General features: G+C 43.8%; 24 protein-coding genes and 2 tRNA genes. 15 read left to right on the top strand and 11 right to left on the bottom strand.

Translation table 11 applies throughout. From position 1 onward, the window contains the following. The first annotated feature begins 6 nt into the window (after positions 1 to 6). The 3 genes from PCC7418_RS13145 (at position 7) to PCC7418_RS13155 (ending at position 2,423) form a co-directional block, all read left to right on the top strand. The gene (locus tag PCC7418_RS13145; RefSeq protein WP_015226677.1) at positions 7 to 1,029 is read left to right on the top strand and encodes an aromatic ring-hydroxylating dioxygenase subunit alpha; all 1,023 of its coding nucleotides are present in this window, start codon (positions 7 to 9) and stop codon (positions 1,027 to 1,029) included. A 19-nt stretch (positions 1,030 to 1,048) separates the two neighbouring features. Next, positions 1,049 to 1,672, top strand: a complete 624-nt coding sequence (locus tag PCC7418_RS13150) for a class I SAM-dependent methyltransferase (RefSeq protein ID WP_015226678.1) — start codon at positions 1,049 to 1,051, stop codon at positions 1,670 to 1,672. Between the two features lie 106 nt (positions 1,673 to 1,778). Then, complete coding sequence (locus PCC7418_RS13155) at positions 1,779 to 2,423, top strand: hypothetical protein (RefSeq protein WP_015226679.1); 645 nt, start codon at positions 1,779 to 1,781, stop codon at positions 2,421 to 2,423. Between the two features lie 202 nt (positions 2,424 to 2,625). Here the strand turns inward: PCC7418_RS13155 and PCC7418_RS13160 are convergent, their stop codons facing one another. The 4 genes from PCC7418_RS13160 to PCC7418_RS13175 form a co-directional block, all read right to left on the bottom strand. Continuing rightward, on the bottom strand, positions 2,626 to 3,387 hold the full coding sequence (locus PCC7418_RS13160; protein WP_015226680.1) for a MinD/ParA family protein: 762 nt from the start codon (positions 3,385 to 3,387) through the stop codon (positions 2,626 to 2,628). Between the two features lie 133 nt (positions 3,388 to 3,520). Continuing rightward, on the bottom strand, positions 3,521 to 3,838 hold the full coding sequence (locus PCC7418_RS13165; RefSeq protein WP_015226681.1) for a hypothetical protein: 318 nt from the start codon (positions 3,836 to 3,838) through the stop codon (positions 3,521 to 3,523). 92 nt (positions 3,839 to 3,930) lie between these two features. Continuing rightward, entirely contained in the window at positions 3,931 to 4,113 is a 183-nt protein-coding gene (locus tag PCC7418_RS13170; RefSeq protein ID WP_041596265.1) for an L-lactate permease, read from the bottom strand. After that, positions 4,110 to 4,349 (bottom strand): hypothetical protein, encoded by a 240-nt coding sequence (locus PCC7418_RS13175; protein ID WP_041596266.1) that lies wholly within the window; start codon positions 4,347 to 4,349, stop codon positions 4,110 to 4,112. Before PCC7418_RS13175 ends, PCC7418_RS13170 begins: the two co-directional genes overlap by 4 nt. 309 nt (positions 4,350 to 4,658) lie before the next feature. On the opposite strand from PCC7418_RS13175, the gene PCC7418_RS13180 reads away from it, so the two are divergent. Both PCC7418_RS13180 and PCC7418_RS13185 read left to right on the top strand, forming a co-directional pair. Then, positions 4,659 to 5,042, top strand: coding sequence for a hypothetical protein (locus PCC7418_RS13180; protein ID WP_015226682.1), 384 nt, complete (start codon positions 4,659 to 4,661; stop codon positions 5,040 to 5,042). A gap of 15 nt (positions 5,043 to 5,057) precedes the next feature. Continuing rightward, on the top strand, positions 5,058 to 6,884 hold the full coding sequence (locus tag PCC7418_RS13185) for an ABC transporter ATP-binding protein (RefSeq protein WP_015226683.1): 1,827 nt from the start codon (positions 5,058 to 5,060) through the stop codon (positions 6,882 to 6,884). Between the two features lie 129 nt (positions 6,885 to 7,013). Here the strand turns inward: PCC7418_RS13185 and pdhA are convergent, their stop codons facing one another. After that, positions 7,014 to 8,048, bottom strand: coding sequence for a pyruvate dehydrogenase (acetyl-transferring) E1 component subunit alpha (gene pdhA, locus PCC7418_RS13190; protein ID WP_015226684.1), 1,035 nt, complete (start codon positions 8,046 to 8,048; stop codon positions 7,014 to 7,016). Between the two features lie 498 nt (positions 8,049 to 8,546). On the opposite strand from pdhA, the gene PCC7418_RS13195 reads away from it, so the two are divergent. The 4 genes from PCC7418_RS13195 to PCC7418_RS13210 all read left to right on the top strand — a co-directional run bounded on the left by PCC7418_RS13195 (position 8,547) and on the right by PCC7418_RS13210 (position 14,539). After that, positions 8,547 to 10,649, top strand: coding sequence for an IMS domain-containing protein (locus tag PCC7418_RS13195; RefSeq protein ID WP_015226685.1), 2,103 nt, complete (start codon positions 8,547 to 8,549; stop codon positions 10,647 to 10,649). 34 nt (positions 10,650 to 10,683) lie between these two features. Next, the gene (locus PCC7418_RS13200; RefSeq protein ID WP_015226686.1) at positions 10,684 to 12,099 is read left to right on the top strand and encodes an NAD-dependent malic enzyme; all 1,416 of its coding nucleotides are present in this window, start codon (positions 10,684 to 10,686) and stop codon (positions 12,097 to 12,099) included. Between the two features lie 107 nt (positions 12,100 to 12,206). Further along, positions 12,207 to 13,673, top strand: coding sequence for a hypothetical protein (locus tag PCC7418_RS13205; protein WP_015226687.1), 1,467 nt, complete (start codon positions 12,207 to 12,209; stop codon positions 13,671 to 13,673). A 74-nt stretch (positions 13,674 to 13,747) separates the two neighbouring features. Then, positions 13,748 to 14,539 carry a YdcF family protein gene (locus PCC7418_RS13210; protein ID WP_015226688.1) on the top strand — a complete coding sequence of 264 codons (792 nt, stop codon included), beginning with the start codon at positions 13,748 to 13,750 and terminating at the stop codon, positions 14,537 to 14,539. A gap of 47 nt (positions 14,540 to 14,586) precedes the next feature. Here PCC7418_RS13210 and PCC7418_RS13215 read toward each other — a convergent pair whose 3' ends face one another. Then, entirely contained in the window at positions 14,587 to 15,129 is a 543-nt protein-coding gene (locus PCC7418_RS13215) for a DJ-1/PfpI/YhbO family deglycase/protease (protein WP_015226689.1), read from the bottom strand. A 98-nt stretch (positions 15,130 to 15,227) separates the two neighbouring features. On the opposite strand from PCC7418_RS13215, the gene PCC7418_RS13220 reads away from it, so the two are divergent. The 5 genes from PCC7418_RS13220 (at position 15,228) to PCC7418_RS13240 (ending at position 18,681) form a co-directional block, all read left to right on the top strand. After that, entirely contained in the window at positions 15,228 to 15,980 is a 753-nt protein-coding gene (locus tag PCC7418_RS13220; RefSeq protein WP_150107070.1) for an RNA methyltransferase, read from the top strand. 5 nt (positions 15,981 to 15,985) lie between these two features. After that, on the top strand, positions 15,986 to 17,179 hold the full coding sequence (locus PCC7418_RS13225; RefSeq protein WP_015226691.1) for a serine hydrolase: 1,194 nt from the start codon (positions 15,986 to 15,988) through the stop codon (positions 17,177 to 17,179). A 42-nt stretch (positions 17,180 to 17,221) separates the two neighbouring features. Beyond that, positions 17,222 to 17,680: an NUDIX domain-containing protein gene (locus PCC7418_RS13230; protein WP_015226692.1), complete on the top strand. Its 459-nt coding sequence runs from the start codon at positions 17,222 to 17,224 to the stop codon at positions 17,678 to 17,680. 112 nt (positions 17,681 to 17,792) lie between these two features. Then, positions 17,793 to 18,053 carry a ParB N-terminal domain-containing protein gene (locus PCC7418_RS13235; RefSeq protein ID WP_015226693.1) on the top strand — a complete coding sequence of 87 codons (261 nt, stop codon included), beginning with the start codon at positions 17,793 to 17,795 and terminating at the stop codon, positions 18,051 to 18,053. 130 nt (positions 18,054 to 18,183) lie between these two features. Next, positions 18,184 to 18,681, top strand: a complete 498-nt coding sequence (locus PCC7418_RS13240) for a Dps family protein (RefSeq protein WP_015226694.1) — start codon at positions 18,184 to 18,186, stop codon at positions 18,679 to 18,681. Here PCC7418_RS13240 and PCC7418_RS20625 read toward each other — a convergent pair whose 3' ends face one another. Beyond that, positions 18,682 to 18,825, bottom strand: a complete 144-nt coding sequence (locus PCC7418_RS20625; protein ID WP_171814917.1) for a hypothetical protein — start codon at positions 18,823 to 18,825, stop codon at positions 18,682 to 18,684. Here PCC7418_RS20625 and PCC7418_RS13245 point away from each other — a divergent pair. Then, positions 18,815 to 21,565 (top strand): phytase, encoded by a 2,751-nt coding sequence (locus tag PCC7418_RS13245; RefSeq protein WP_015226695.1) that lies wholly within the window; start codon positions 18,815 to 18,817, stop codon positions 21,563 to 21,565. The genes PCC7418_RS20625 and PCC7418_RS13245 overlap by 11 nt on opposite strands. A 54-nt stretch (positions 21,566 to 21,619) precedes the next feature. Here PCC7418_RS13245 and PCC7418_RS13250 read toward each other — a convergent pair whose 3' ends face one another. The 4 genes from PCC7418_RS13250 to PCC7418_RS13265 all read right to left on the bottom strand — a co-directional run bounded on the left by PCC7418_RS13250 (position 21,620) and on the right by PCC7418_RS13265 (position 25,152). Further along, the gene (locus PCC7418_RS13250; RefSeq protein ID WP_015226696.1) at positions 21,620 to 23,599 is read right to left on the bottom strand and encodes an FAD-dependent oxidoreductase; all 1,980 of its coding nucleotides are present in this window, start codon (positions 23,597 to 23,599) and stop codon (positions 21,620 to 21,622) included. 170 nt (positions 23,600 to 23,769) lie between these two features. Then, positions 23,770 to 23,841: transfer RNA gene (locus PCC7418_RS13255), tRNA-Thr, on the bottom strand. A gap of 7 nt (positions 23,842 to 23,848) precedes the next feature. Then, positions 23,849 to 23,930 (bottom strand) — tRNA-Tyr (locus PCC7418_RS13260). A gap of 70 nt (positions 23,931 to 24,000) precedes the next feature. Then, entirely contained in the window at positions 24,001 to 25,152 is a 1,152-nt protein-coding gene (locus PCC7418_RS13265) for a hemolysin family protein (protein WP_015226697.1), read from the bottom strand. Positions 25,153 to 25,306: the final 154 nt, after the last annotated feature.

The following is a 25,306-nucleotide window of genomic DNA, read 5'->3' on the forward strand; positions in this document are numbered from 1 at the left end:
AAAACAATGACAGACTCAGTGCGTGAAGTAGGAATTAATCCCAATCATTGGTATGTGGTCGCCCGTAGCAGCGAAGTGACAACAGACCCTTATGCGGTTACCCTATGGAAACAACCGATTGTTCTCTACCGCCAAAGTGATGGACAAGTTTGCGCTTTAGAAGACCGTTGTCCCCATCGTTTTGTGAGACTCAGTGAGGGGAAACTCCAGCGCGATCGCGTAGAATGTGCTTATCACGGTTGGCAATTTAATGCTGAGGGAAAATGTGTTTCGATTCCTTATTTAACAGAGAAGCAAAAGTTACCCCCCTGTCAGCTTCGTGTCTATCCCGTCCAAGAAGGAGATGGCTTTATTTGGGTCTTTCTGGGGGATGAAACCGCAACCGTTCCCCGTTTCCAAGTTCCTGAATGGGATCATCTCAACTATATTGCAACCGTTTCTGTGATTGAAACTCAAGCCCACTATTCTTATCTCATTGAAAACTTGATGGATATGTATCATGGGCATTTACATGAAGATTGGCAAGCCTGGACAGATGCTAAGTTAGAAAATATCGAGGAAGATGACAGCCAAGTTCACGGCTACTACAACGCCCAGAGTTATTACCGAATTGATAAAATTTGGTCGATTTCACAACTGTTTTTCCCCAGTTTACGGCAACTGCACCCAGAACCGTTAACGGTAAGCTATATCTATCCCCATTGGGTTTCGACGTTGGGGGAGGATTTCAAAATCTACTGTCTCTTTTCTCCCATTCATGAAACCGCCACTCGCGCTTATCTGATTCACTTTACTTCTTTAAATGCGTTTTGGCGACTGCATAAACTCCCCGTTTGGTTTCGTCGTGGCTTGAAAAATGCCCTCTTTGGTTCAGCGCAAAAGCTGTTAGATGGGTTAGTGCGTCAAGATGTGGCCATGATTGAACAAGAACAACAAGCCTTTTTACAAAACCCCAATCAAAAGGGCTATGAGTTTAATCCAGTTTTGGGGAGTGTGCAACGATTGATTCGTAAACAAGCATCAGCTTAATATCTAGGAGATTAAATCTGTGGCGACTATTCTACGGAAATGGAGTTATCAATATCAATGGTTGTATGACACGATCGCGCAACTGTCTGCTTTAGCTGTCGGCGGAGAAGCCCGCTTCCGACAACTGGCGTTAAAAGGATTAAACCTTGACCAGCATAGCCAAATTTTAGACTTATGCTGTGGGGCAGGGCAAACCACCCAATTTCTGCTGCAATATTCTCACCATGTCACCGGGTTAGATGCCTCACCACTGGCGTTAGAACGGGCAAAAAAACGCGCTCCAGAGGCGAATTATGTGGAAGGATTAGCCGAAGAACTCCCTTTTGCAAGTGCAAGTTTTGATTTGGTGCAAACCAGCGTTGCCTTACATGAAATGACACCCAAACAACTAACCCAAATCTTAACGGAAGTCTATCGAGTTTTGAAACTGGGGGGAATCTTTGCTTGTATCGACTTGCATCAACCGCACAATCCGATTTTTGTGCCGGGGTTAGCGATCTTTATGACTTTATTTGAAACCGAAACCGCCTGGGAGTTTGTCAAAATTAATTTATCTGAGAAACTGAGCGCGATCGGATTTAAAGACTGTCAGCAAACCTTTTATGCAGGAGGAAGTTTACAAGTGGTGCAAGGGAAAAAATAAGCAAGCCTCTCCAGAGGAAAATGTTAAATTAGTGGAGTATAAGCGGATTGTCAAGAGCAATCTCACTTGTTTCTCTAGAAAATAACGATTAACGGCACTTAAACCTATGATTTCAGCTAAATCTTTTTCTCTAGCATTATTTTTAACCCCTTTGGTTTGGACAGGAAATAGTTTATCAGTCCAAGCAGAATCACCTGCACCTGCACCCGGTGTCGGTAGCACTCAAGCCAGTCTCCTCACAGAAGACACGAAGATCTCTGATCAAGAAGCAACAACTGACGATCAGGTCGCGCAAGTCCGCCGTCGTCCTAGAAGCGTCCGCCGTGAACCGGTGAGCCCCAATTATATTGGCGTGGGCTTAAATCTAGGGCTAGATGGTGACACTGCTCTAGGTAACACTGAATTTGCAGTTAACGGCAGAATTAAAATTGCTCCCAACATTTCTTTCCGCCCTGGTGCAGTGATTGGAGAAAATGCGGTTATTTTAGTTCCTGTCACCTATGACTTTACGGCTCAAGATGTCACCGTTACTGAAGAGTCTTTTGCTTTAACGCCCTATGTTGGCGGGGGAGTTTTCTTTACAACCGATGATGAATCAGAAGATGATTTGGGCGCGTTAGTTACTGCTGGTTTAGATATTCCAGTTTCTCGTCAATTTACGGCTAATGCTGGCTTAAATATTGGCTTTGTTAATGACGACACGGAATTCGGATTATTACTGGGGATTGCTTACAATATTCCGAGTAATTAACCCACATCTTTCAGAGAGGGATTGACACTCCACCCCCCGCAAGGCGCAGGGTCGTTTCATGCTTTTGAAATCAACTCGCCTGTGGGGAGATGGGGAGATCGTTCGTCAAAAAGTAAGAAAAAAGCATCGATTGCCCTCAAAACGGTAGTTGACGTATTCCAAGTAGTGCTATAGCCCTTCTCCTTGCGCGATCGCGCCTTCCCTACAGAATTTGTCGAGCCACACTCTCAAACACTTGATTAAGCTCGTGGTCAGGATATTGCACGGTAAATAAACCACTACTGGCTAACATCATCATCTCATCAGAATGAGGCAAAAGCCCAGCAACCCCAACATTATAAGTTTCTTCAACTTTGACTTTTAACTCATCGAGGTCAAATGCTGTTGGTACTTTATTGACCAACATAAACATTTGGGGAACTTGTAGCTTGCGAGACACCTCTACCGTTACCGCAGTTCCTTGATAATCTTGGCTATCGGGGCGTAGAATCAGCACTAACGTATCAGAAATGGTGATTGAGAGAAGGGTTTCTTCATTCAAGCCAGGATGAGTATCAATTAACAAATAATCTAAATTCAGTTCTTCGGCTAAGGCTTGCAAACCTTCACTTAAATATTCGATATCATAACCTTCTCGTAAAACCCGCGCAATATCTTCTGTACTCGTACTCGAAGGAACTAAATAAAGTTGACCTGTTGAGGAAGTTTTAGCTTGACCCAAAACCCTAGTGACATCATAAGATACTTGTGAAATGGGTAGTTTTCCCCAGACATAATCATTTAAGGAGGTTTGAATATCTTCATCATCAAACCCAAATAAAACATGAATTCCAGGGGACTGAATATCCGTGTCAACAACTGCAACTCGTTTTCCCGATTTCGCAAGAACAGCAGAAAGATTGGCTGTTACATTTGACTTGCCAGTCCCTCCGCGATAAGAGTGAATAGAAACAATGTTGGTCATGAATTTACTCCTTGTCATTAATCAGAATGTCAGTCTTCAAAAATTAATCCTGTTGTTTCGCAACCGCTCAAGAAACCCAATCGTTTCAGAATCAAGGATTGCTCTTACAGCTTCTCCCGATCTGGAAAAAACTTCAATATTCAACATAAACTTGTTCAAATTCAAAACTACTTTCTAAAGGCTTTGAATGGCTCGTTTCTTGTGTTTTTGCTGCGGAAGACAATTGAGGAGAATGAACTTGTTTCATTAAAGCCTCCGTTTGCCGTTCAATCTCTGTTAAGCGTTTGACAATATGTTTTTCTCGGCTTTTCAAGTTCTCTAATTCCTGTTGCAAACGATGTTTTTCCACACTCATTTTATAAATTTCGAGATGAGTGGTTGCCTCCGATTGTTTACGGGGCATACTACTGATCTTAGGATGAATGGAACGTTGATGAGGACGAGAGGACATAGTTCATTAACTCCTTCGCAATATGTCTATTTTGACACTGTCTGGGATCAATGCGTACAGATTCTAGGGGAATCTTGGTTGCATTGCTGGATTCAGATCAGAAAATAACCGATCACAGCAGTTCCGATCGCGTAATAAGCTGTGGGCAGTAGCAACTGCCGAATCAATAAGCCTTCGCAACCAATCATAGCAACTGTTGCAGCAGCAGCAACCACATTGGAGACACAGATCATATTTCCTGCCGAAGCCCCCACGGTTTGTCGAGCAAGGATCACATCAACTGGGAGGTGAGTTTGTTCGGCAACCCCAAACTGAAATCAAGAAAACATGAAATTACTGACTGTAACACTACCCGAGAGAAATCCCCCAAGGCACACCAAGACCACCCTTCGGTAAACAGTGCTGCTGCCTGATCCGCCAGATAAACGGGCATACTAGGAAGATCAAATTCATTGGTTCCCGTACCAATAAAAACTTGCGCCATCGCAACTGCACTGGTTAAAGGAATCACAGCCGATCATCATTGTTGTCCAGCTTCAAACCAGGCTTTTTGAGCAGCGATAGCGGAACAATTGGCATTGCAATTGGTGCGGGTTGTTTGGCAAGGACTAACAGCAATAAGATCGAAAGAATCGGAAGGAGAGCCGAAATGGTGTAGAGCAAGGGAGATCATCAAATGGGTTGATTTTTCTTAGACATGGATTGGGGTGAGAGATAGTTCACCCACCTCTATCTAGAGACACATTACAAATTAATTTACCAAACTTAATATTGATTAACAGACACCTAAAAATAATCTTAAATCGTCTCTGGGGGAATTATGTTAGAGCGGATGCAACGTTACAGTCATTTTTTATTCATCGCGATCGCGCTAGTGACAGCAACCCTGATCAGTCTAAACTTGCCAAGTTCCGCAGAAAATGAAAGCCAAGACTATTTTGTTAAACCGGTTCCCCGCACTAACTTAGTGGTGGTCGAACCCAATTATGGTCGCTTATTCCATGAAGGAGAAACTGAAAGCGAAGCTGTTCGCAACCTGTATGATTCTCTTGATGAACTGCAAGATAATTACAATGTTCGCCAAACCAAGTTAATTGAATTTGAACGCAAAGGAAAAACCGTCCCTAATCTCTATGTTTATGTCGATGCTGCGGATGCCAAACAAGTCTTGGCGAAGACAACCTTAGACAAATCTTCTAGTTAGACTTTCCTTACCACTATGGCTTCTTTACGGGATGTCGTTCAATATTATCGTTCGTTTTGGGGGATCTCCCTCCTCAGTATCGCTGCAGCCAGTGCCTTTGAAATCCTTGATTTAGTCGTTCCTTACGCGATCGGGCAAATTCTTAACGTACTGGCGAAACAGCCCTTAGATGGCGCAATTGAGGGCTTAACAGCGTTTATTTCTCAGTTGTTGAATCTGAGTGCAACCCCCACCTTATCCTTAGCGATTTTGCTAGGGATGATTTTTCTAGCAACTGTCGCGCGATCGCCGCTGCAACCGTGGCTTTCTGAGTGGTTTCAATGGGCGATTCCGTTACGGGCGCGTCAGGAAAATGCTAAAAGTATTTTTGCAAAGATTCTCTCATTACCCCTTGAATTCTACGACGAAAACAACCCAGGTCGGATTGCACGACGGGTAACGCGAGGATTAGCGAATCATACTTGGACTTACCCTGATATTGCGGGACAATTGATTCCGAAATTAGCGCGAGTTGCAGGAATTTTTGTCGCGATCGCGTTGATAGAATGGCGCATCGCGATCGTTTTTGCCATTTCTTTTCTGGGGATTCTCCTCTACAGCATCCGTGATTTACAGAAAATTGTGAAACGGGAAGCGGTTCTCGAAAATTACATGGAGAACACTGATAGTCGCACCTCAGAGATTATCACCAATATTAAAACCGTCAAAGCCTTCGCCACAGAAGGACAGGAGATGGAACGCCAACGCCAACGTCTCCAGAGAGAACTACAAGTGGTTTTGTATCGCATTCATCGCAGTTATGTCCGTCTCAGTACCAAACAGCGTACTGTGGTGCAAAGTAGCTTATTTGCGGTGTTAGTGTTGACGCTGATTCCAACGTTACAGGGGAATATCTCTCTCGGACACTTTGTCACTACCTATACGGTAGCGAGTATGGCGTATGCGGAACTAACTCCAATTAGTAACTTAGCGGAAATGTTTGCCCGTCGCTATGTTTCAATGTTACGGTTTCATGAGTTTGCGAAGATTCCCTCCAGTCCAGAAGCAGCCCGTCTTGACTTAGAATTACCCAGTGAGAATCCTTATCAATTTACGGGGAAAGTCGCCTTTAATCATGTGAGTTTTGGCTATGATCCCCAACGTCCGGTTCTCCAAGATATTAACTTTCAGATTGAACCCTATCAAACCGTTGCGCTGGTGGGGCGATCCGGATCGGGGAAAAGTACCCTTGCGAAGTTGTTATTCCGCTATTTTGAACCGAATCAGGGATCAATTACCATTGATGATATTGACTTGCGGGATTTAGATGTGGCGCGATACCGAAGACGGCTCGCGATCGTGCACCAAGAAGTGGATATCTTCAACGGGACCTTACTGGATAACTTAACTTATGGGAATCCGCAAGCGAGTTTTTCCGAAGTAGAAGCAGCGTGTGAAACCGCCCGTGTGGATGAGTTTTTACCTGAATTGCCTCATGGTTATTTTACCGTCGTTGGAGAAAGAGGCGTTCGCTTATCGGGGGGTCAACGTCAACGGTTAGGGATTGCGCGGGCGTTAGTGGTTGATCCGGATGTGCTGGTGTTTGATGAAGCCACTTCCAGCTTAGATTATGAATCAGAACGATCCATTCAAATGGCAATGCGATCGCTGCTGGGAACTCGCACTTTAATTATTATCGCTCATCGTCTCAGCACTGTCCGCGAAGCCGATCAGATTGTGGTGTTAGATCAAGGAAAAATTTCTGAAATTGGGACTCATGAGGAGTTGCTGTCGGGTGGCGGGTTATATCGTCGTCTCAATGAGTTACAAGCTGATGGTGAATTGATGGTTGATATTAATTAGCGCGATCGTTATTTTTGATTTCCGATAGGGAACAATAACATCCAAGGCTGAGTACATTAGACACACATAGCGGGATGGCATTTCCTCTCGTCACCAAAGGCAAGAGGAAATACCGAAGAAAAAATGAAATTACTCGTCTTCCGCGAAAATATAGCGACGTAAATCCTTGGGATCGGGTTCAGGGCTGCTTTCGGCAAATTCAACCGCTTCCTCAATTTCAGCTTGGACTCGGTTTTCAATCTCAGAAAGTTCTTGTTGCGTGGCTAACTCTTGTTCGATTAAATAACCCCCTAATTTTTTAATGGGATCACGGGCAAACCAAGTATCTTTTTCTTGTTCAGGACGCAACTCATCTGGATCAGCCAGAGAATGACCGCGAAACCGATAGGTCAGGGCTTCGATCAGCGTCGGACCTTCCCCAGCCCGTGCGCGAGCGACAGCTTCTTCCGCTGCTGCATGGACGGCTAACACATCCATACCATCCACTTCCACTCCTTCCATGCCAAATACACTTGCCTTTTTGTAAATTTCAGGTTGAGAGGTAGCGCGATCGTGTGCCATACCAATCGCCCATTTATTATTTTCGACGACAAATAAAATGGGTAAATTCCACAAAGCAGCCATATTCAGGCATTCAAAAAACTGACCATTATTCGTTGCTCCATCCCCAAAAAAACAAGCCGTCACTTGATCCGCATTGGGATCACCTAAGACTTCCCGACGATATTTACTCTGAAACGCGACACCTGTGGCGACGGGAATTCCTTCAGCAACAAACGCATAGCCCCCTAACAAGTGATGGGGCTCGGAAAATAAGTGCATTGAGCCACCGCGTCCTTTACTGCACCCGGTTTCCTTCCCAAACAATTCAGCCATGACTTCTTTCGCTGGAACCCCCGCACTCAGGGCATGAACGTGATCGCGATAGGTACTTGCCACATAATCTTCATCTTGGCGCATCGCTTTAATGACACCAGTAGAAACAGCTTCTTGTCCGTTGTAGAGGTGAACAAAGCCAAACATTTTGCCGCGATAATACATTTCGGCACATTTATCTTCAAATAAGCGTCCGAGGGTCATGTCCTCGTATAAAATTAAGCCTTGTTCACGATTAATTTGTGAGCGTTGCGGTTGAAAAGTGGGTAAACTTCGTTCAGCGACCATAGATTTTTGATAAGTTGAGATGAGTGAACTAGCTATACTTGATCGCGCGATCGCGCTTAAAGTGAGGTTTCCTAGCGACAGAAGGAGCACCCAGTTTCAAAACTTTTGAGTTTGACCTCCTGGTGATAGGCTTTGCCCTGTATGCCACAGGGAAGTTAATTTCCGCAGGAGAGGCGGTGAATAGCAGGATAAAATCAACAATTGTTGCTGGCTTCGCTTGATTTTGAGCGCATTGTCTCTCCTGCAAGACTTGATTTATTTTATCACCACCCTTGAGAATTGATCTATGACTTAATTAGGGTCTGCTGAAAAAGTCACGGATTTAACGAGAACTAATTTGAATTCTTCTTTTAAAGTCACGGTATCATTCATCTTGATAACAATTAAAATCAAGTTGTCAGAACAGAGAATCTTGGACAGATGAGACTAACTCATTGCAGCAAGATTTCTGTCTTTGCTTAAGATTAATGTAACCGCTCAACGCTGGGGAAGTAAACCGTGCGCATTCCGCTCGACTATTATCGGATTATCGGTCTGCCTTTACAAGCAACTGCCGACCAAATTGAGCAGGCTTATCAGGACAGACTCCGCCAAACTTCTCGTTCGGAGTACACTCAAGGAACGCTAACTGCTCGCAAACAACTCATCGACTGGGCGTATGAAGTTTTATCAGACCCCGAACAACGGAGTGAGTATGATGCCAATTATCTACTCACCACTTATGACGTAGAAGGGGAAGAAACGGTTGCTTTACCCCAGATCGAAAGTGAAGAAGAAGCAGTGGTAACCGCCCCTCAAACTCCCAAAATCAATGTCGAAACCCCTCAACAATTGCTCGGAGCCCTATTGATTTTATATGAGCTTGGGGAATATCAGCGAGTCCGAAGTTTGGGTGAGTGGATTTTGTCAAATCCAGATCATGCGCTCATGGCGGAGAAGGAGGAACTCTCCCCAGCAATGCAAGGGGATTTAGTTTTAACGATCGCGCTGTCTTGTTGGGAGTTAGGACGCGAATTATGGCGACAAGAAGAGTATGAAGCTGCAGCAGTCGCCGTACAAGAGGGAAAAAACATTTTGGTCGATTGGGATTTATTTCCGCAATTACGCCAGGAAATGACCAGTGAATTGAATAAACTGTCTCCTTATCGCGTTTTCGAGTTGCTTTCTCAGCGCAATGTTAATCCAGAAGCCGTTCCGAATGGTATCGCCCTGTTAAAGGAAATGTTCACCAAACGAGGGGGAATTGATGGCGAATGCTCTGATGATTCGGGGTTAAATCGGGATGAGTTTTTACATTTTGTGCAACAAATTCGAGAGTATTTAACCGCCCAAGAACAAGAAGAACTATTTGCCCAAGAAGCGCAACGATCTTCGGTGGCGATGTATTTGGCTGCTTGTGCTGGAATGGCAAGGGGATTTGCTTATTTAGAACCTCATTATATTCGTCAAGGAAAACAATTTCTGCAATGCTTAGAACAAGACCATGAACCAGATGAACCCACCAAGGAAAATCAGGCTGATGTCTATTTAGAGGAGTCCATTTGTGCTCTTTTATTAGGGGACACAGAGACGGCCCTGTCTTTAATTGAAAAGAGTCAAGAAACGGACGCGATCGCGCAAATTCAAGCCTATTCCGCTCAAGGGGATGACACCCCAGATCTCCTGCTCGGCTTATGCAACTATGCGGAAGAGTGGTTGGAGTCGGTTTTATTCCCGAAATTCCTCGACCTAGCAGATGAATCGGCATCTCTGAAAGATTATTTTGCCAGTTCTTCCGTACAAGAGACCCTAGAATCGTTTCAAACGGCTGAACCCGAGACAACGAGTCATCGAACTTCAGATTTCTTGACGAGTCCAGACACAGTTGCTTTCCCTTCACAAATCCCAGACGCTGAGGAAATTACGCCACCCCAGCCAGAAACATCCACTGGGAAAAACCGCCGTCACCTGCGTCCGAAACGCCGATCGCGCTTGTCTTCTAAACCCTCACGGATTGCTGCTTTATTGCTGGTGACAGGAGTGGGCTTAGGCGCGATCGCGCTGGTGATTTTTGGAGTGTATCAGGGAGTGAACGCATTGTGGTCAAGGTTTTCTCAAACGCAGCCAACCGCGAACATCGAAAAAAACCCCTTAGCCCTAAAATTAGAAACCCCTCCTGTACCTATTCCCGAGTCTGACTCTGATGAAAACACCACTGATTCTACCTTTCTCAATCGCGATCGCGCTGCACAAATCATTAACAGATGGTTCACTCGAAAACGCCAAGCCCTCGGTTCTGATCATAACGTTGAAGCCCTGAGAGCTATTTTAACCAACCCCTTGCTGTCTCAAGTCCAAAGTCGGGCCCAAACCTTTTCTAATGGGAATTCCTACCAAGAATTTGAACACGAAATTATCAGCATTGACAGTTGGCAACATCCCACCAATAACCCCAACCAAGGTCAAATTACAGCCACTGTGCGCGAAGCAGCGACTTTATACCGTAATGGGGAAGAGATTCCCAATCGTTCTTATGATTCCACCTTAAAAGTGCGATATGATGTAGTGCGCGAAAATAAAGGTTGGCGCATTCAGGCGATTACAGTGATTAGTGACCAGTGACCAGTTATCAACGAACAGAGAACAAAAAACAAATATGACAAAACTTACACCAAATGCCAGTCATAGCCTTGCCATTCAATTATCTTATCCCGTTAATGAGTCTCAGGGAAAACCTGCGATCTTGGCACAAATCACTAATACGATCGCGCAACTGCGAGGGAAAATTGGCGACATTGTGATCGAACAGGAAACGAGGGAAATAATTCAACGCCGTTTGCTGGTTGAGGCTTATAGTGAAGACCATGGAGAAGCGATTGTGGAGGGGTTACGCAGCATTCCCGATCTGAAAATTGTGAGTGTTTCTGATCGGACGATGGCACTCCATGAAGGGGGGAAAATCTCCGTTGAGAGTCGGATTCCCGTCAAATCACAAGCGGATTTAGCCATGGCATATACCCCAGGAGTGGGGAGAGTCTGTCGCGCGATCGCGCAAGATCCAGAAAAAGTCTTTTCTTTAACCATTAAAAGTAATACCGTCGCCGTTGTTACAGATGGGAGTGCGGTTTTAGGCTTAGGAAATTTAGGGGCTGCTGGGGCGTTACCCGTTATGGAAGGAAAAGCCCTGTTATTTAAAGAGTTTGCTGATGTTGATGCGTTTCCTATTTGCTTAGATACACAAGACACGGAAGAAATCATCACGGCGGTCAAACAAATTGCGCCTGTTTTTGGTGGAATTAACTTAGAGGATATTAGCGCCCCCCGTTGCTTTGAAATTGAACAGCGATTGCGAAAAGAGTTAGACATTCCAGTCTTTCATGATGACCAACATGGCACCGCAATTGTCGTGTTAGCAGCCCTAATTAATGCCCTGAAATTAGTAGAAAAACCCCTCTCCGATGTAAAAATTGTGATGAATGGTGCAGGTGCTGCGGGGGTTGCTATTGGGCGTTTATTGAAAGATGCAGGGGCAAAATCGGATCAAATTATTTTATGTGACTCCAAAGGCATTGTTAGCAGCGATCGCGCAAATTTAACCGCACAAAAGCAAGAATTTGCCGTTGCAGAAAGTGGATCGCTGGCTGATGCAATGAAACAAGCCGATATTTTTATTGGCGTGAGCGTGCCTGGTATTGTCACCCCCGAAATGGTAAGCTCAATGCAACCGCATCCCATTATCATGGCGATGTCCAATCCCATTCCAGAAATTCAACCCGAATTAATCGTGGATCAAGTGGCGGTATGTGCAACCGGACGCAGTGATTATCCTAATCAGATTAATAATGTTTTAGCCTTTCCTGGGATTTTTCGCGGAGTGTTGAATTGTCGGGCTTCTGTAATCACTTCTGGGATGTGTTTAGAAGCAGCCAGCGCGATCGCGTCCCTGATTTCTCCCAACGAACTCAATGCTAACTATATCATCCCTTCTGTTTTCGATTCGCGAGTTGTCACCGCCGTTGCTGAAGCCGTAGAAAAAACCGCCCAACAAGAAGGTGTAACCAATGACCAATGACCAATGACTAATGACTAATGACTAATGATTGCTCGTAGAGAACTCGAACAACAAACTAGTAAAGCCTATAAAAAAAGAATAAATGGATTATACGCTTTGAACAAGTCATGGCGTTTATTGCTCTTTTTAACCTAGGTTTAGTTTTTTTTGATATTAGTTACATTCCCCTCCGTAACTTTTATCTCAAAGAATTTAGACTGATTGTACAAGGCTTAAACTATATTCCAAAATCTGACTTTATTGAAAAATATACACCGATTTTACTATCAGCCTATCGGGAAATTCCAAGGTCTTTTTTAGAACAAGCACCGCTTCTCGCGCAAGGATATGATTATGTTAAAGGAATTGAACCACATCCCGAAACCGAACAATATTTACAAACTGTTGAAATTCTAAAGCAACAGGTTACAAAAACTGGATTAGAATCCTATCAATCTCAGCGAATTTTAGAGGATTTACGTCAGCAAAGTCTGCAAATCATCCAAAATAACCCTTTTGAAGTGGCAAATAAAACAGGGACGCTAGAAACGATTAAAGAGAGGATGCGAGAACACCTCAACAGTAATTCTTCTGAAAGAGCATTTCAAAGATTTTGGACAGCAGAGTATTTAACAGAAAATGGCTATGAAAAAGAATTAGATTTTTTTGAAACACAAATTGAAACCCTAATCGATACCAACTACCTGCGAGGAATTGATACCGAAACTGGAGAATTTATTAATCGCTTCTGGTTGTTAGATTTACCGTTTGCTGTTTTATTTGCAATTGAATTTGCAGGACGAACTTATTTAATCCATCGCCGACATCTTGGTTTGCGTTGGATTGATGGAATGTTGTGGCGTTGGTATGATGTTTTTCTATTTCTTCCCATCTTTCGCTGGTTAAGAGTCATTCCTGTAACGGTGCGCGTCGATCAATCGGATTTAATTGAACTTGATTCTGTAAAACGGCAAATTTCTCAAGGGTTTGTCGCCAGTATTGCTGAAGATATTACAGAAATTGTTTTTGTTCGCCTTGTTAATCAAGTCCAAGGTTCACTAAAACGAGGTGAATTAAAAAAAGCCCTTTCTGAAGCCAACACTCGCCAGTATATTGATCTCAATGAAACCAATGAAGTCGCTGAATTAAGTAAATTATTTGTTCAGTTAGTCGTTTATCAAGTCTTACCAAAAGTTCGTCCTGATGTAGAAGCAATTGTTCGCCATAATGTCCGAAAAGTTTTACAAACCTCTCCTGCATTTCAAGGAATGCGACAAATTCCAGGGTTAGAACGGTTTGAAAATCAGTTAACAGAACAATTTGTCAGCATCTTCTATCAAATCGTTTATGATACCATTATCGGCGCATTAGAAGAAGATCCAGAAGCAGAAAAACTCATTGAAGAGTTGGGAACAAATCTCACGCAAGTGCTAACGGATGAAATGCAAGGAAAACAAACTCTAGATAAAATGCAAACGCTATTAGTTGATTTATTAGAAGAAGTGAAAGTGAATTATGTCGAACGTTTATCGGAAGAAGATGTAGAGGAATTATTAGAACAAACCCGACGCTTACGCCAAGCAGGTAAAGGCTAATCAATCAAGGTGGGGAGTTGGGGAGAGGGGGAGAAAAAATAAGCGAAGAAACCAAGAACAAATAACAAATAACAGTGTTTTTATTTTTATCAAAACTGCTTCCGCTTTTTTTATATCCGTTAGGATTAACCAGTGTTTTATTACTGGTGGGTGTAATCGTTGCTTGGAAACGCCCTTATTTTGCATTATTTCCAATGGGAATCAGTTTATTGATAATTTTAATGGCAAGTAATGCTTGGGTGAGTTCCTTGTTAATGCAGTCTTTAGAATGGCAACAAATTCCAAAAGAAGAATTACCAAAAGCAGATGCAATTATTTTACTAGGCGGATCAACTCGTGTTCCTACGCCTCCCCGCAAAACAGTAGAATTGACAGAAGCTGGCGATCGCGTTTTGTATGCAGCCCATCTTTACAAAGAAGGAAAAGCCCCCTTAATTATTGCAACAGGCGGACGCATTACATGGCTGAAAAATGCACCACCAGAAGCCGACAGCATGAAGAATTTATTAGTAGAAATTGGTGTTCCCGCATCAGCCATTATTGAAGAAACCCAAGCCCTCAATACTTATCAAAATGCCCTTTATACCCAAGAAATTTTAGAGCAATTGGGAATCAAAAAGTCACTACTGGTGACATCAGCATCTCATATGCCGCGATCGCTGCGTGTCTTTCAAAAACAAGGGATTGATGTCATTCCCGCACCAACAGACTTCTTAGTCACAAAAGTCGATTGGGAACAACTGCAACGCACCCCCCAAGCAACCCTCTTAAATTTACTTCCCAATGCTGACAATCTTCAACGAACAACCCAAGCCTTAAAAGAATATCTAGGGATGTTGGTCTATTGGCTTAGAGGGTGGATTTAAATCTGTTTCTAACCCCCAAACTGAGTCCGTCTGAGGGGGATGAGATTCTAAACGGTTGTGGTTGCTTCCGCTTGATTTAAGGTTTCAAACTGTGTTAAAGCTGCTTTGATCCATGCTGCATTGTCTCGATAGTGAGTGGCGGTGACTAAATTCCGATCCACGACAACTGCTTCGTCTTTGAAGTTACCCCCTGCGTTCACTAAATCATCTTTACAACCAGGATAAGCAGTGACATCACGCCCTGATACAACTTTCGCCGAAACCAGCACCCAGGGACCATGACAAGTGCTAGCAATGACTTTTCCTTTTTGGTCGAAATCATTAAGGAACTGGAGTACATTGGGAATTTGGCGAACGCGATCAGGAGATTCCCGTCCACCAGGGACAATCGCTAAATCATAATCGACTTCTTTAATGTCATCTGCATCAACAGTCGCATTGGCAGCAACGCCATGTTTTCCTTTGACATCTACTTTACCTCGCGTTGCTACTTCAACGGTAAATCCCGCTTCTTGCAAACGATAAAACGGATAAGCAAACTCGGTATCTTCAAAGCCGTTATCGACAATAATCACTGCGCGTTTAATCATTGCATTCTCCTTATTATTAACATCACTTTTTAGAATACGGATACTAACTTGTCATCAAGGTTTCTCTAGCTTTAAAGTTAACCAACAATCCCTTATTCATGACAGTATTCATGGCTGATTCCCTTGATGACATCCGAATTGTATTAGTTGAACCAGCTGGGGCTTTAAATGTTGGTTCTATTGCTAGAGTAATGAAAAATATGGGGGTGCAACAATTAGTGTTGGTTAACCCTAAGTGTGATCCTCACGGCGCGGAAGCCCGAAAAATGGCGGTACATGGGGGAGATATTTTAGACCATGCAAAAACCGTTTCTTCCCTTCCTGAAGCGTTAGTGGGCTGTCAACAAGCTGTAGCAACTACCGCGCGCGATCGCGCCCTTTCTCTCCCTCTAGAAGCCCCAAAAGCTGTCCTTCCTAAACTTTTGTCTGTTCCTTCCGCCCTCATTTTCGGACGGGAAGATAGCGGTTTAACCAACGACGAATTAACCCACGCCCAACACTGTCTCTATATTCCCACAGCATCTACTTATCCCTCTTTGAATTTAGCTATGGCGGTGGGAGTCTGTGTCTATGAATTACAGCAGTTAGTGACAACAACCGAAGAAACCGTCACCACTTCCGCAACTGAAACCGCCACCTTAGAGGCTTTGGAAGGATATTATCAACATTTAGAACAAATGTTACTGAAAATTGGCTTTCTTTACCCCCATACTGCAAGCGCACGGATGCAAAAGTTCCGTCAGATTTTCAATCGTGCTAATCTAACCCCAGAAGAATTAGCCCTCCTCCGAGGCATATTGAGACAGACGGAATGGGCAATTCGTAATTCTGATGTGGTGAATGAGGAGTAATTATCGTGGCTTCGCAACATGAATATCGGTCTGTTAAGGGGACAAATCAGAGAAAAATTAAACCTTCTCGGCGTAAATTTGCCTCTGGTCAAAAAAAGCGGTCGCAAAAGAAGCGAAAACCGAGACAATCAGATAATGTCATCGCTTTTCCCGCGCAAACACAACCAGTTCGACCCCAACGTTCTAGTGCAGAACTCTCTTTAATTTTGATCGTGCGATTAATGATTTTTGCGGTGGGAGTGGGCGCGATCGCGGGAACGGTTTTATATTTTCTAGATCGGGATCAATATCTTTCGCAACCGAATCTCTCTCCAACTGCTGCTTCCCCAACAGAAACCGCGACACCAGTGGTTGAAACCGCACCCCCGCCAGCACCTTCGGTTTTACCCCTTGACCAAGAAGTCATCGCACTCAAAGAAACCTTTAAACGTTTAGCCCGTGAAAAACCCCAACTCAAGCCTGGTGCATTTATTGTCGATTTAGAGAGTGGTCAATATGTGAGTTTACAAGGGGAAAGCCAGTTTTCAGCAGCGAGTATGATTAAAGTCCCTGTTTTGATTGCTTTTTTTAAGGCCTGGGATGAAGGACGCTTAGAATTAGATGAACCTCTCACGATGACCGAAGAAGTGAAAGCAGGGGGGTCGGGAAATATGCAATACGAAGCGGTTGGAAAACAGTATCGGGCGTTAGAAACTGCAGCAAAAATGATTAGCATTAGCGATAACACGGCGACCAATATGCTGATTCAACGGCTAGGGGGAAAAGAAACTTTAAACGAATTGTTTGCCGCCTGGGGGTTAGAAAAAACTCGGATTCGCAATCCTCTACCTGACTTAGACGGAACGAACACCACGAGCCCCAAAGAATTGGTTAAACTATTAGCAAGACTCAATAATGGAGAGTTGGTGTCAGCGCGATCGCGCGATTACATTTTACAGATTATGCGAACCACACGAACGCGAACCCTGTTGCCTCAAGGGTTGGACAAAAATGCAACCATTGCCCATAAAACGGGCGATATTGGCTCGTTAGTGGGGGATGTTGGGATTATTGATCGCCCCAGTGGCAAACGCTATTTAGCAGCGATTATGGTCGAACGTCCTCACAATGATCGCAACGCCAACGAACTGATCCGTCGCTATTCTCGCGCAGCCTATCAATATTTTCGTAATCAAGAACAAAATTCGTTTATTGAATAATGGTTCTTGGTTCTTGGTTCTTTGTTCTTGGTTCTCCTCCTCATGATTAGCCGTTTCTCTCATTTTTTCTTTACTGTTCTCGGGATTATTTTCCGTCATCCCGTAACTGGTGCGACTGTTATTCCGATTCTCGCTAGTGGTGAAATTGTCTTAGTGCAACGAAGGGATACTGGCGAGTGGGGACTTCCGGGTGGTGTTGTCAATTGGGGCGAAGAAGTGGCGGTAACTGCCCAGCGAGAATTAAGAGAAGAAACTGGGTTAGATCTCCTTGAAATTCGGCGTTTGGTTGGGGTATATTCCGCGCGCGATCGCGATCCGAGACTCCATTCCATCAGTATTTTAATTGAAGCAGCAGTGAGCGGTAATCTCCAAGTCCAAGACGATTTAGAAATTTCTGATGTGAAAGCCTTTTCTGCTGAAAGTATCCCCTTTGGTCATCTTGCCCACGATCATGAACGACAATTAAAAGATTTCCTTGCTGGAAAAACCATTATCGCCTGAAACAGTGACCATTTCTCAACGAACCAAGAACAAAGAACAAAACTAGGTTGCAATTCAAACTCATAACGATTATGATTTAGATCAGGAATTACAGCAGGGGGATTAACCAAACATGGAAATTAAAGAAATCCCAGTGGATGCGATTCGTCGTCCCTTACCCCGACAAAACGATCCCGAAAAAGTTGAAGCCCTGATGGCTTCCATTGCTGAAGAAGGATTGCGCGAGCCAATTGATGTTTTAGAAGTGGATGGCAATTATTACGGATTTTCTGGTTGTCATCGCTACGAAGCCCATCAACGTCTCGGAAAAGAAACGATTAAGTGTCGCGTTCGCCGGGCCCCGCGTGCTGTCTTACAAAAGCACCTTGCCTAACGAGGTTGGTCTAAAGAAACAGTCACAGTTCAATCCCTTGGATGATTCAATCTGTTTTCATTAATAATAGGATGAACATAAGAAGATTGAATTAATAGAAAAAAGCAAACACTATTATCTGGAGATAATCATGCAAACTGCCGATTCCCAAACCACAAAAGCACCCGTTAATATTGGGATTGAAGAGAATGATCGCCAAGCGATCGCGCAAGGACTTTCTCGCCTTCTCGCCGATACTTATAGCCTCTATCTGAAAACACACTATTTCCACTGGAACGTCACTGGCCCCATGTTCCACTCCTTACACCAGATGTTTGAACAACAGTATGTGGAACTTGCCCAAGCCGTAGATGATGTTGCAGAACGTATTCGCACCCTTGGCGCAGTTGCCCCAGGTAGCTACAGTCAATTTGCAGAACTTTCTTCTGTCCCCGAAACTCGTGATGTTCCTGAAGCACAAGAAATGGTGCGTCTTCTCGTAGAAGGAAATGAAGCAGTTGTCAGAACTGCCCGTGCAGCATTCCCCGCAGCCGAACGTGCTGGTGACGAAGCAACTGCGGACTTAATCACAGAAAGAATGCGGACTCATGAGAAAACCGCTTGGATGCTACGCAGCATGATTGAGTAATTAATCTCTCTGGAATTTTTTAAAAGGACGATCGCGCGATCGTCCTTTGTTTAATTGAGTCGGCGATTTTCCATTCCCCAGTTCCGATCGCCGTCTCGTTTCTGTTGATCTTGCCAACCTTGGAGAAAATCCCGTGCGTAACATTCCTCTAGCCCAACCCACAGTTGAAACCCCTCTCACGCAAGATAGCGAAGAAGCAGAAACTCCTCTGCAAGGGGATGCTGATGATCCAGCAATTTGGGTTCATCCCAATAATCCTGATCAGAGTCTTGTCATTGCAACCTTAAAGGATGGCGGTGCGGTTGTCTTTGATTTACAAGGAGAAATCCAACAAACCATTACTCCTGCTGATGTTGATGAAAGTTTCGAGTTTGGCGATATTCGCTATAACAACGTTGATTTAATCTATAACGTCGATTTGCCCTCACAATTGGCTGGGTCTTCTAACCCCACTGATCTTGCTGTCTTCAGCGATCGCGCCAATGATACCCTTGCGATTTTTGGCATTAATCCCAACAATGGAGAATTATTTAATCTCACTGCACCCACCCTCAGTGACAGTGACTTTTCCATTTTTGGGGTGGATGATGGTGAAGCCACCGCTTACGGCTTAGCCACTTACACCAGTCCTGTTTCTGGCAAATCTTATGCCTTTGTGACTCAAGCCGATGGGAATCAGGTTGCTCAACTCGAATTATTACCTCAAATTGGCCCAGCTGATGAAATCTCGGTTGATGCGGAAGTCGTAAGAGTAATCGATTTACCAGTTCCCACAGGTGATCCAGCAGATTCCCAATCCGAAGGCTTAGTCGTGGATGAAGAACTGGGCTTCATGTACGTTGCTTTAGAAGAAGAAGTGGGGATTCTGAAATTCTCTGCTGAACCGGATGCAGGTAATGACTTCCAAATCATTCAACCCCTAAGCGAACCCCCTGAACTAACTCCAGAACCTTTCTCCAGCTTGATTACGTTTGGGGATAGTAGTGTTGATGTCGGAAATGTTTTCCTCGGTACAAGCCTCAATCAACCGCCCTCACCCCCTTACTTTGAAGGAAGATTTTCTAATGAATCTGTATTTGTTGAACTGATTGCGGAAGAACTTGGATTATCCGCTTCTAGTCCTTTTCTTGCAGGTGGGAATAACTATGCTTTTGGGGGTGCAGAACTAGGGGATGGAACTTCCTCCCAACAAACGCCCAATCTTGGAGAACAAATTGACTTATTCCTTGGTGGGAATAACCCCAGTGAAGATGATTTATTCTTTATTTCTGCTGGCAATAATAATTTTCTTGCTCCATTAGCGGTTGGGGAAAATTTACCCGAAGTTGAAAACTTGATTGATTTACTCGTGGACGATATTACCACTCTTGCCAATGCAGGTGGAGAAAACTTTGTCGTTACGAATCTCCCTCCGTTAGGAAGTGCACCTATCATTTCTAATCCAGTAGTCGCTGAATCTCTTAATGCTGCAATCAGTGAATATAATGCTCTTCTTGATCCTGAATTAGACAGTCTAGAAAGTGAATTAGGGATTGAAATCTATGAAATTGATTTAGAAGGAATCATCCAAGAAATTATCAATGATCCAGCAGCATTTGGCTTAACTAACATCACTGATGCTGCTCTAAACCTCAATAATGGAAACCCTTATGCTGGGTTCAGTGAACCTAACTTAGTTCCTGACAGTTCAGACTTCAATATTGTTGAGAATCCCAATGAGTTCTTATTCTGGGATGACCTGCACCCAACCGCAACTGTTGGTGAAATTGTTGCTGAAAATGGGTTAGAAGTGATTCCAGAAGGACTCGATCAATTAACCACAGGAGAAGCTGCACCTCTGATTCCTAATCTTGAAGGCTTAGATATTTATTATGGTGCTGATGGCACAGGTTATTTAGTTGCAAACTCCCAAGGGGATTCTTCCTATGCTGTCTTCAGTCGTGAAGGAAGCAATGAATATCTCGGTAGCTTTGCTGTGGGAGATAATGGCGACATTGATCAAGTCAATGAAAGTGATGGGCTTGATATTACTAACGTTAACTTGGGTTCAGCATTCCCTGAAGGGTTAGTTGTTTTCCAAGATGGGGTAAATGACCCACAAAACCCAGTTCCTGATGAGGAAGAATTAGAAAATAACAGCACTAACTTTAAGTTTGTTCCTTGGGATGATATTGCCAACCGTTTTGATAATCCTTTAGATATTGATCCCACCAGCTTTGATCCTCGTAATCCTGCCAATTTAATCAGCGAATCTGAACCAACCAATCTTCGCTTTGGTGGGTTAAGTGATGATGTTATTGAAACGACTGGAGATAATGAAATTGCTTTCACCGGTGCTGGCAATGACTTAGTTGATGCTTCTGTTAGCAATGGTGGTAATCGTCTCTACGGTGGTGCTGATAATGATGAGTTATTGGCCAGTAGCAATGACCGTCTCTATGGCGGGACAGGGGATGATCGTCTTGATGCAAGTGCGGGTGGCGGTGAAAATCGTCTCTATGGTGGTTTAGGGAATGATGATTTCTTTGCGGGTAGCAATGACCGTCTCCTTGGAGGAGAAGGCAGCGATCGCGTTTTCATCTTTACTGGTGGTGATAACCTCATCACGGGTGGTGCAGATGCCGATCAATTCTGGATTGCCAATGCTCAATTCTCAGCAACTGCGAACACCATTACTGACTTTACCATCGGTGAAGATGTCCTTGGGATTGGTGGGATTAGCGACATTACTGAATTTGCTGATTTAACCCTGATTCAAGAGGGGACTCATACGCTTATTAGCAGTGGCGAAAACGAGTTAGCACAACTGTTAGGGATTAATGCCAGCGACTTGACTGCTGATCAATTTGTGATTCAAGATGAAGTTCTGGTTGCTTTATCTTAAGTTAGGGGTTAATTTTTGATGGTTGAACCCGCCCAGTGCGGGTTGTTTGTGTTATTAACGCCAATCTTCCCAATCATTATTAAAGATGGATGTTCTCGGAAATGCAGTGGGATTACCGTTGGCTTCTAGCTGTTGGCGTAAGTCTTGTAACTGTTTTTCTTTAATCAGTTGTTCATCCACTAATTCGTAAGGAAAGAGATTATTTTCTAAAGCAAAGATTGCTGTTGTTCCCGCAGCAGCCCCCACTGACCATTCAAAGGAATGCACCCGATACGCAGCAGCAGCAATATGGCTAGTGGCAATACTTTTACCCGCAACCAAAAAATTATCAATTTCTTGGGGAATTAACGCCCTGAGAGGGATTTGGAAGGGATAAGGGAGTCCTGCGCCTCGTCGTTCTCCTTCTCGTTCGGTATTCCCTGGTTTTTCTGGCGGATGTTCCGTCATGCAGGGGTGAAAATCAATGGCATAGTGAGCAATGCCAACAGAATCAGGATAGATGCGCGATCGCGCTCTGTTTTTCCCTGTTTCCTCTCCCAACAACACCGCAAACGTCTCTCGTCCCGCAACTTCTTGCTGTAAATCCTGATATTCTTCTGGCGATAAAACTTCCTGATAATACTCATCCGTATAATCTTTTTGAGAAATATCCACCTCCCACACGGTAAAGCCATCAGGATAACCATATCCAGACCGCCCAATAATCCGCCGTCCTTCCCGCATATAAGGATATTTAGACAAACCATGGACGGTTCCCATCGGAGAATCTAACCCACTTAAAAACTGATAATTGGGATGCGGTTGTTTTACCCCTTCTCCTAGTTGCGAATCCGTTGTTCCTGCGACTAGCCAATAGAAAAAGCCCCAAGCGTTTTCTTCTCCGTTGGCTAAGGTTTCCACGCGCAGTCCTCCTTCCCAGCCATCAGCAGATAACTGTCCATTGGCTTGTAATTGTTCTCGCGTATAGATTAAATTATCCTTAGCCGTTCCTGGACGATAATCATTCCCCCACGTCCAATTTTGCATGGCAATATCGCCCACGGTCGGTTTCGTAAAAGCAATCCCGCCAAACTTATCTTCTTCTCCTGTTTTCGGACTCCAGATCCGACGATAAGTGAACACTAAATCAAAACTGGCGAGACGTTCTAATTCATAACTGTAATACGGTTCATACTGTTCATAAAATGGCGGTTCTTCATGAAATTGCGGAGTTTCTGTTTTCTCCATCGCAAAAGTATAAGTAAACCCTTGCGTACAATAGGGGTCGCCCGTTTCACTTGCAGAAGTCGGTTCTTGGTAGGAACGGGGATCAATCCCTAAGCGATAGGGAACATCAGTTAAACCAATCAGTTCACCGGTTTCCGTTGCGTCGATAACATACCAAGTCTCATCTTTCGGAACAAACTGAATAACTGTTTTTTCAAACCGTTCCGAATCTTCGTAATCATACCAGTCCGCGATCGTTTCCGAGAGAGGATAAGTATTAAGCGGAGATCCACTCTCAGTCGGCTCGTGTTGAATGGCTGTCACTGTTTCAATAAGATTTCCCTGAGGATTTCGAGTGACATCTTTAATCACGGTCGAAGGAAACCATTTTAATGTTCCCTCTCCTTCTTTTTCCGCAGCAAGGAGTTGTTCTTTTAAGATTTTGTGAGCATCTGCGGGAATAAAACAAGATTCACTCACCCAACACTCTCCAGGGTTTAATTCGCCATAATACTCTTCAATGCGGTTTCTCAATTCAAGATATCCTTTTGGAAAATATAACAAGCTGCGTTGCGTCGCCCGTTCATCCAGTGCGGAAGTTCCCTGTGAAGAAATTTGTCCCCCTAACCAGTCGGTTAACTCTGTAATGCAGACTGTTTTTCCGCCTAATAATCCTTCATAAGCTGTTGCTGCACCTGCTAAGCCTCCACCAGCAACCAGTAAATCACAACTCACTGTTTCTTCTGGGGGAGGAGAAGCAAGAGTCGGAGTAGGACAATTGATAACTGTGAAAACAAGGGAGAAAACTGGGAGGAGACGGCGTAGCATAGGACTCGTTGAAATCAAGTAAAATCAAAACTGATCATACAATACAACGATATGCCCTCTTGACTGAGAAAATAATCAAGGAATTAGAAGATGCAACTGAGTGATCGCCATCTGATCAAAAAAACTCATCCCGATTGGGCCGAATGCGATACTCCCTTGTACATTAACTAAGCCCGTGACGAGACTTGAACTCGTGACCTCACCCTTACCAAGGGTGTGCTCTACCGCTGAGCTACACGGGCGTGGGAATGGGCCAGGTTGGATTTGAACCAACGTAGGCTTAGCCAGCGAATTTACAGTCCGCCCCCATTAACCACTCGGGCACTGACCCTTTTTTCCACGCAATTATTAATCTTAGCACAGGGTTTTAGAAATGGGAAGGGGTAAGGAAAATTTTTTTCTTATCCCTCCTGAGACCGCCGACGACGGGGTTGCGAGGAATTTGATTTGTTATTTTTCTGTTGGCGATAGCGGGGAAAATCACTTTCGTCATAAATCTCTCCCACCAATTCTTCGAGAATATCTTCTAGAGTCACTAACCCGACCGTCCCGCCATATTCATCCACCACAATGGCGATATGCAGCCGTTGCTGTAACATTTCTTTGAGGATACTAGCGACTTGCTTTGTTTCTGGAATATAGACAGGGGGCGACATAATTTCCGTGACCAAGGCTTGGCTACGGGACTCTTCGGAGAGATTATGGAGTAAACGTAACGCCTGCTTTAAATGGACAATTCCCACAATTTCATCTTTTGATTCTCCTTGGACTGGAATCCGTGAGTAGCCAGTATCTAAACAAAGATTGACTAATTCTTCTAATGTTCCTTGATGAGAAATAGTTCGCATTGCGATACGCGGTTTCACCACATCTTTCGCCCGTAGCTGATCCAACATTAGGGCTTTATTTAATAACTGATGTTTGTAAATATCTAGTTTCCCTTTCCCTCCTAATAACTCAATCATTAACTGTAAATCAGTGAGAGATTCTCCTTGTTGGTCATTTTGTCCGAGGAGTTTTTGAAAAAATTGGACGGTATATTGAGCGATGGTTTCAAATAAGTAAATTATCCCCAAAAAAGAAAGCAGTCTTGATAATAAGTAAATGGGGCGAACAACTAGCTTAAAAATGGAAAGGACATTATTAATTGCAAGAGATTTTGGTGTGATTTCAGCAAAGATTAAAACTAAAATTGTCACCACTGCTGTCGCAATTCCCAGTCCCGCATTTCCGAGCCAGATTGCAAATAAATTACTGGTTAAGACCGCAGCGAAATTATTAACCAGATTATTACCAAGGAGAAGGGTGATAATAAAGCGCGTGCGATTTTCTAGGACTAACCGAAATGTTCCTTTAGGATCACCTTGTTCTCGAATTAAACCGCGCAGTTTTAAGTTATCAAAAGCAGTAATTGCTGTTTCTGAACCTGAAAAAGCTCCTGACAAAACAAACATCAAAGCAATGACAATTAAATCGAGCCAGGCTTGACCTAAAAGCGGTTGTGGTTCTGATGCAGCTAGAAAATAAGTTGAATAAGGAAGAAGAATAAACACAGTTATCGAGTTTTAATTAAGTCTGCTAGCGTTGGGAAAAACAAAGAACAAAAATGTAGAATGTACCTCATGAGTGTGAAAACTGTTATAGCAATCCTAGATTCAGTTGTAAATATCCCCCCTTCGCCCCCCTTGGAAAGGGGGGAAACAAGGA

This window comes from Halothece sp. PCC 7418, from assembly GCF_000317635.1.
In the GTDB taxonomy this organism is placed as follows: Bacteria; Cyanobacteriota; Cyanobacteriia; order Cyanobacteriales; family Rubidibacteraceae; genus Halothece.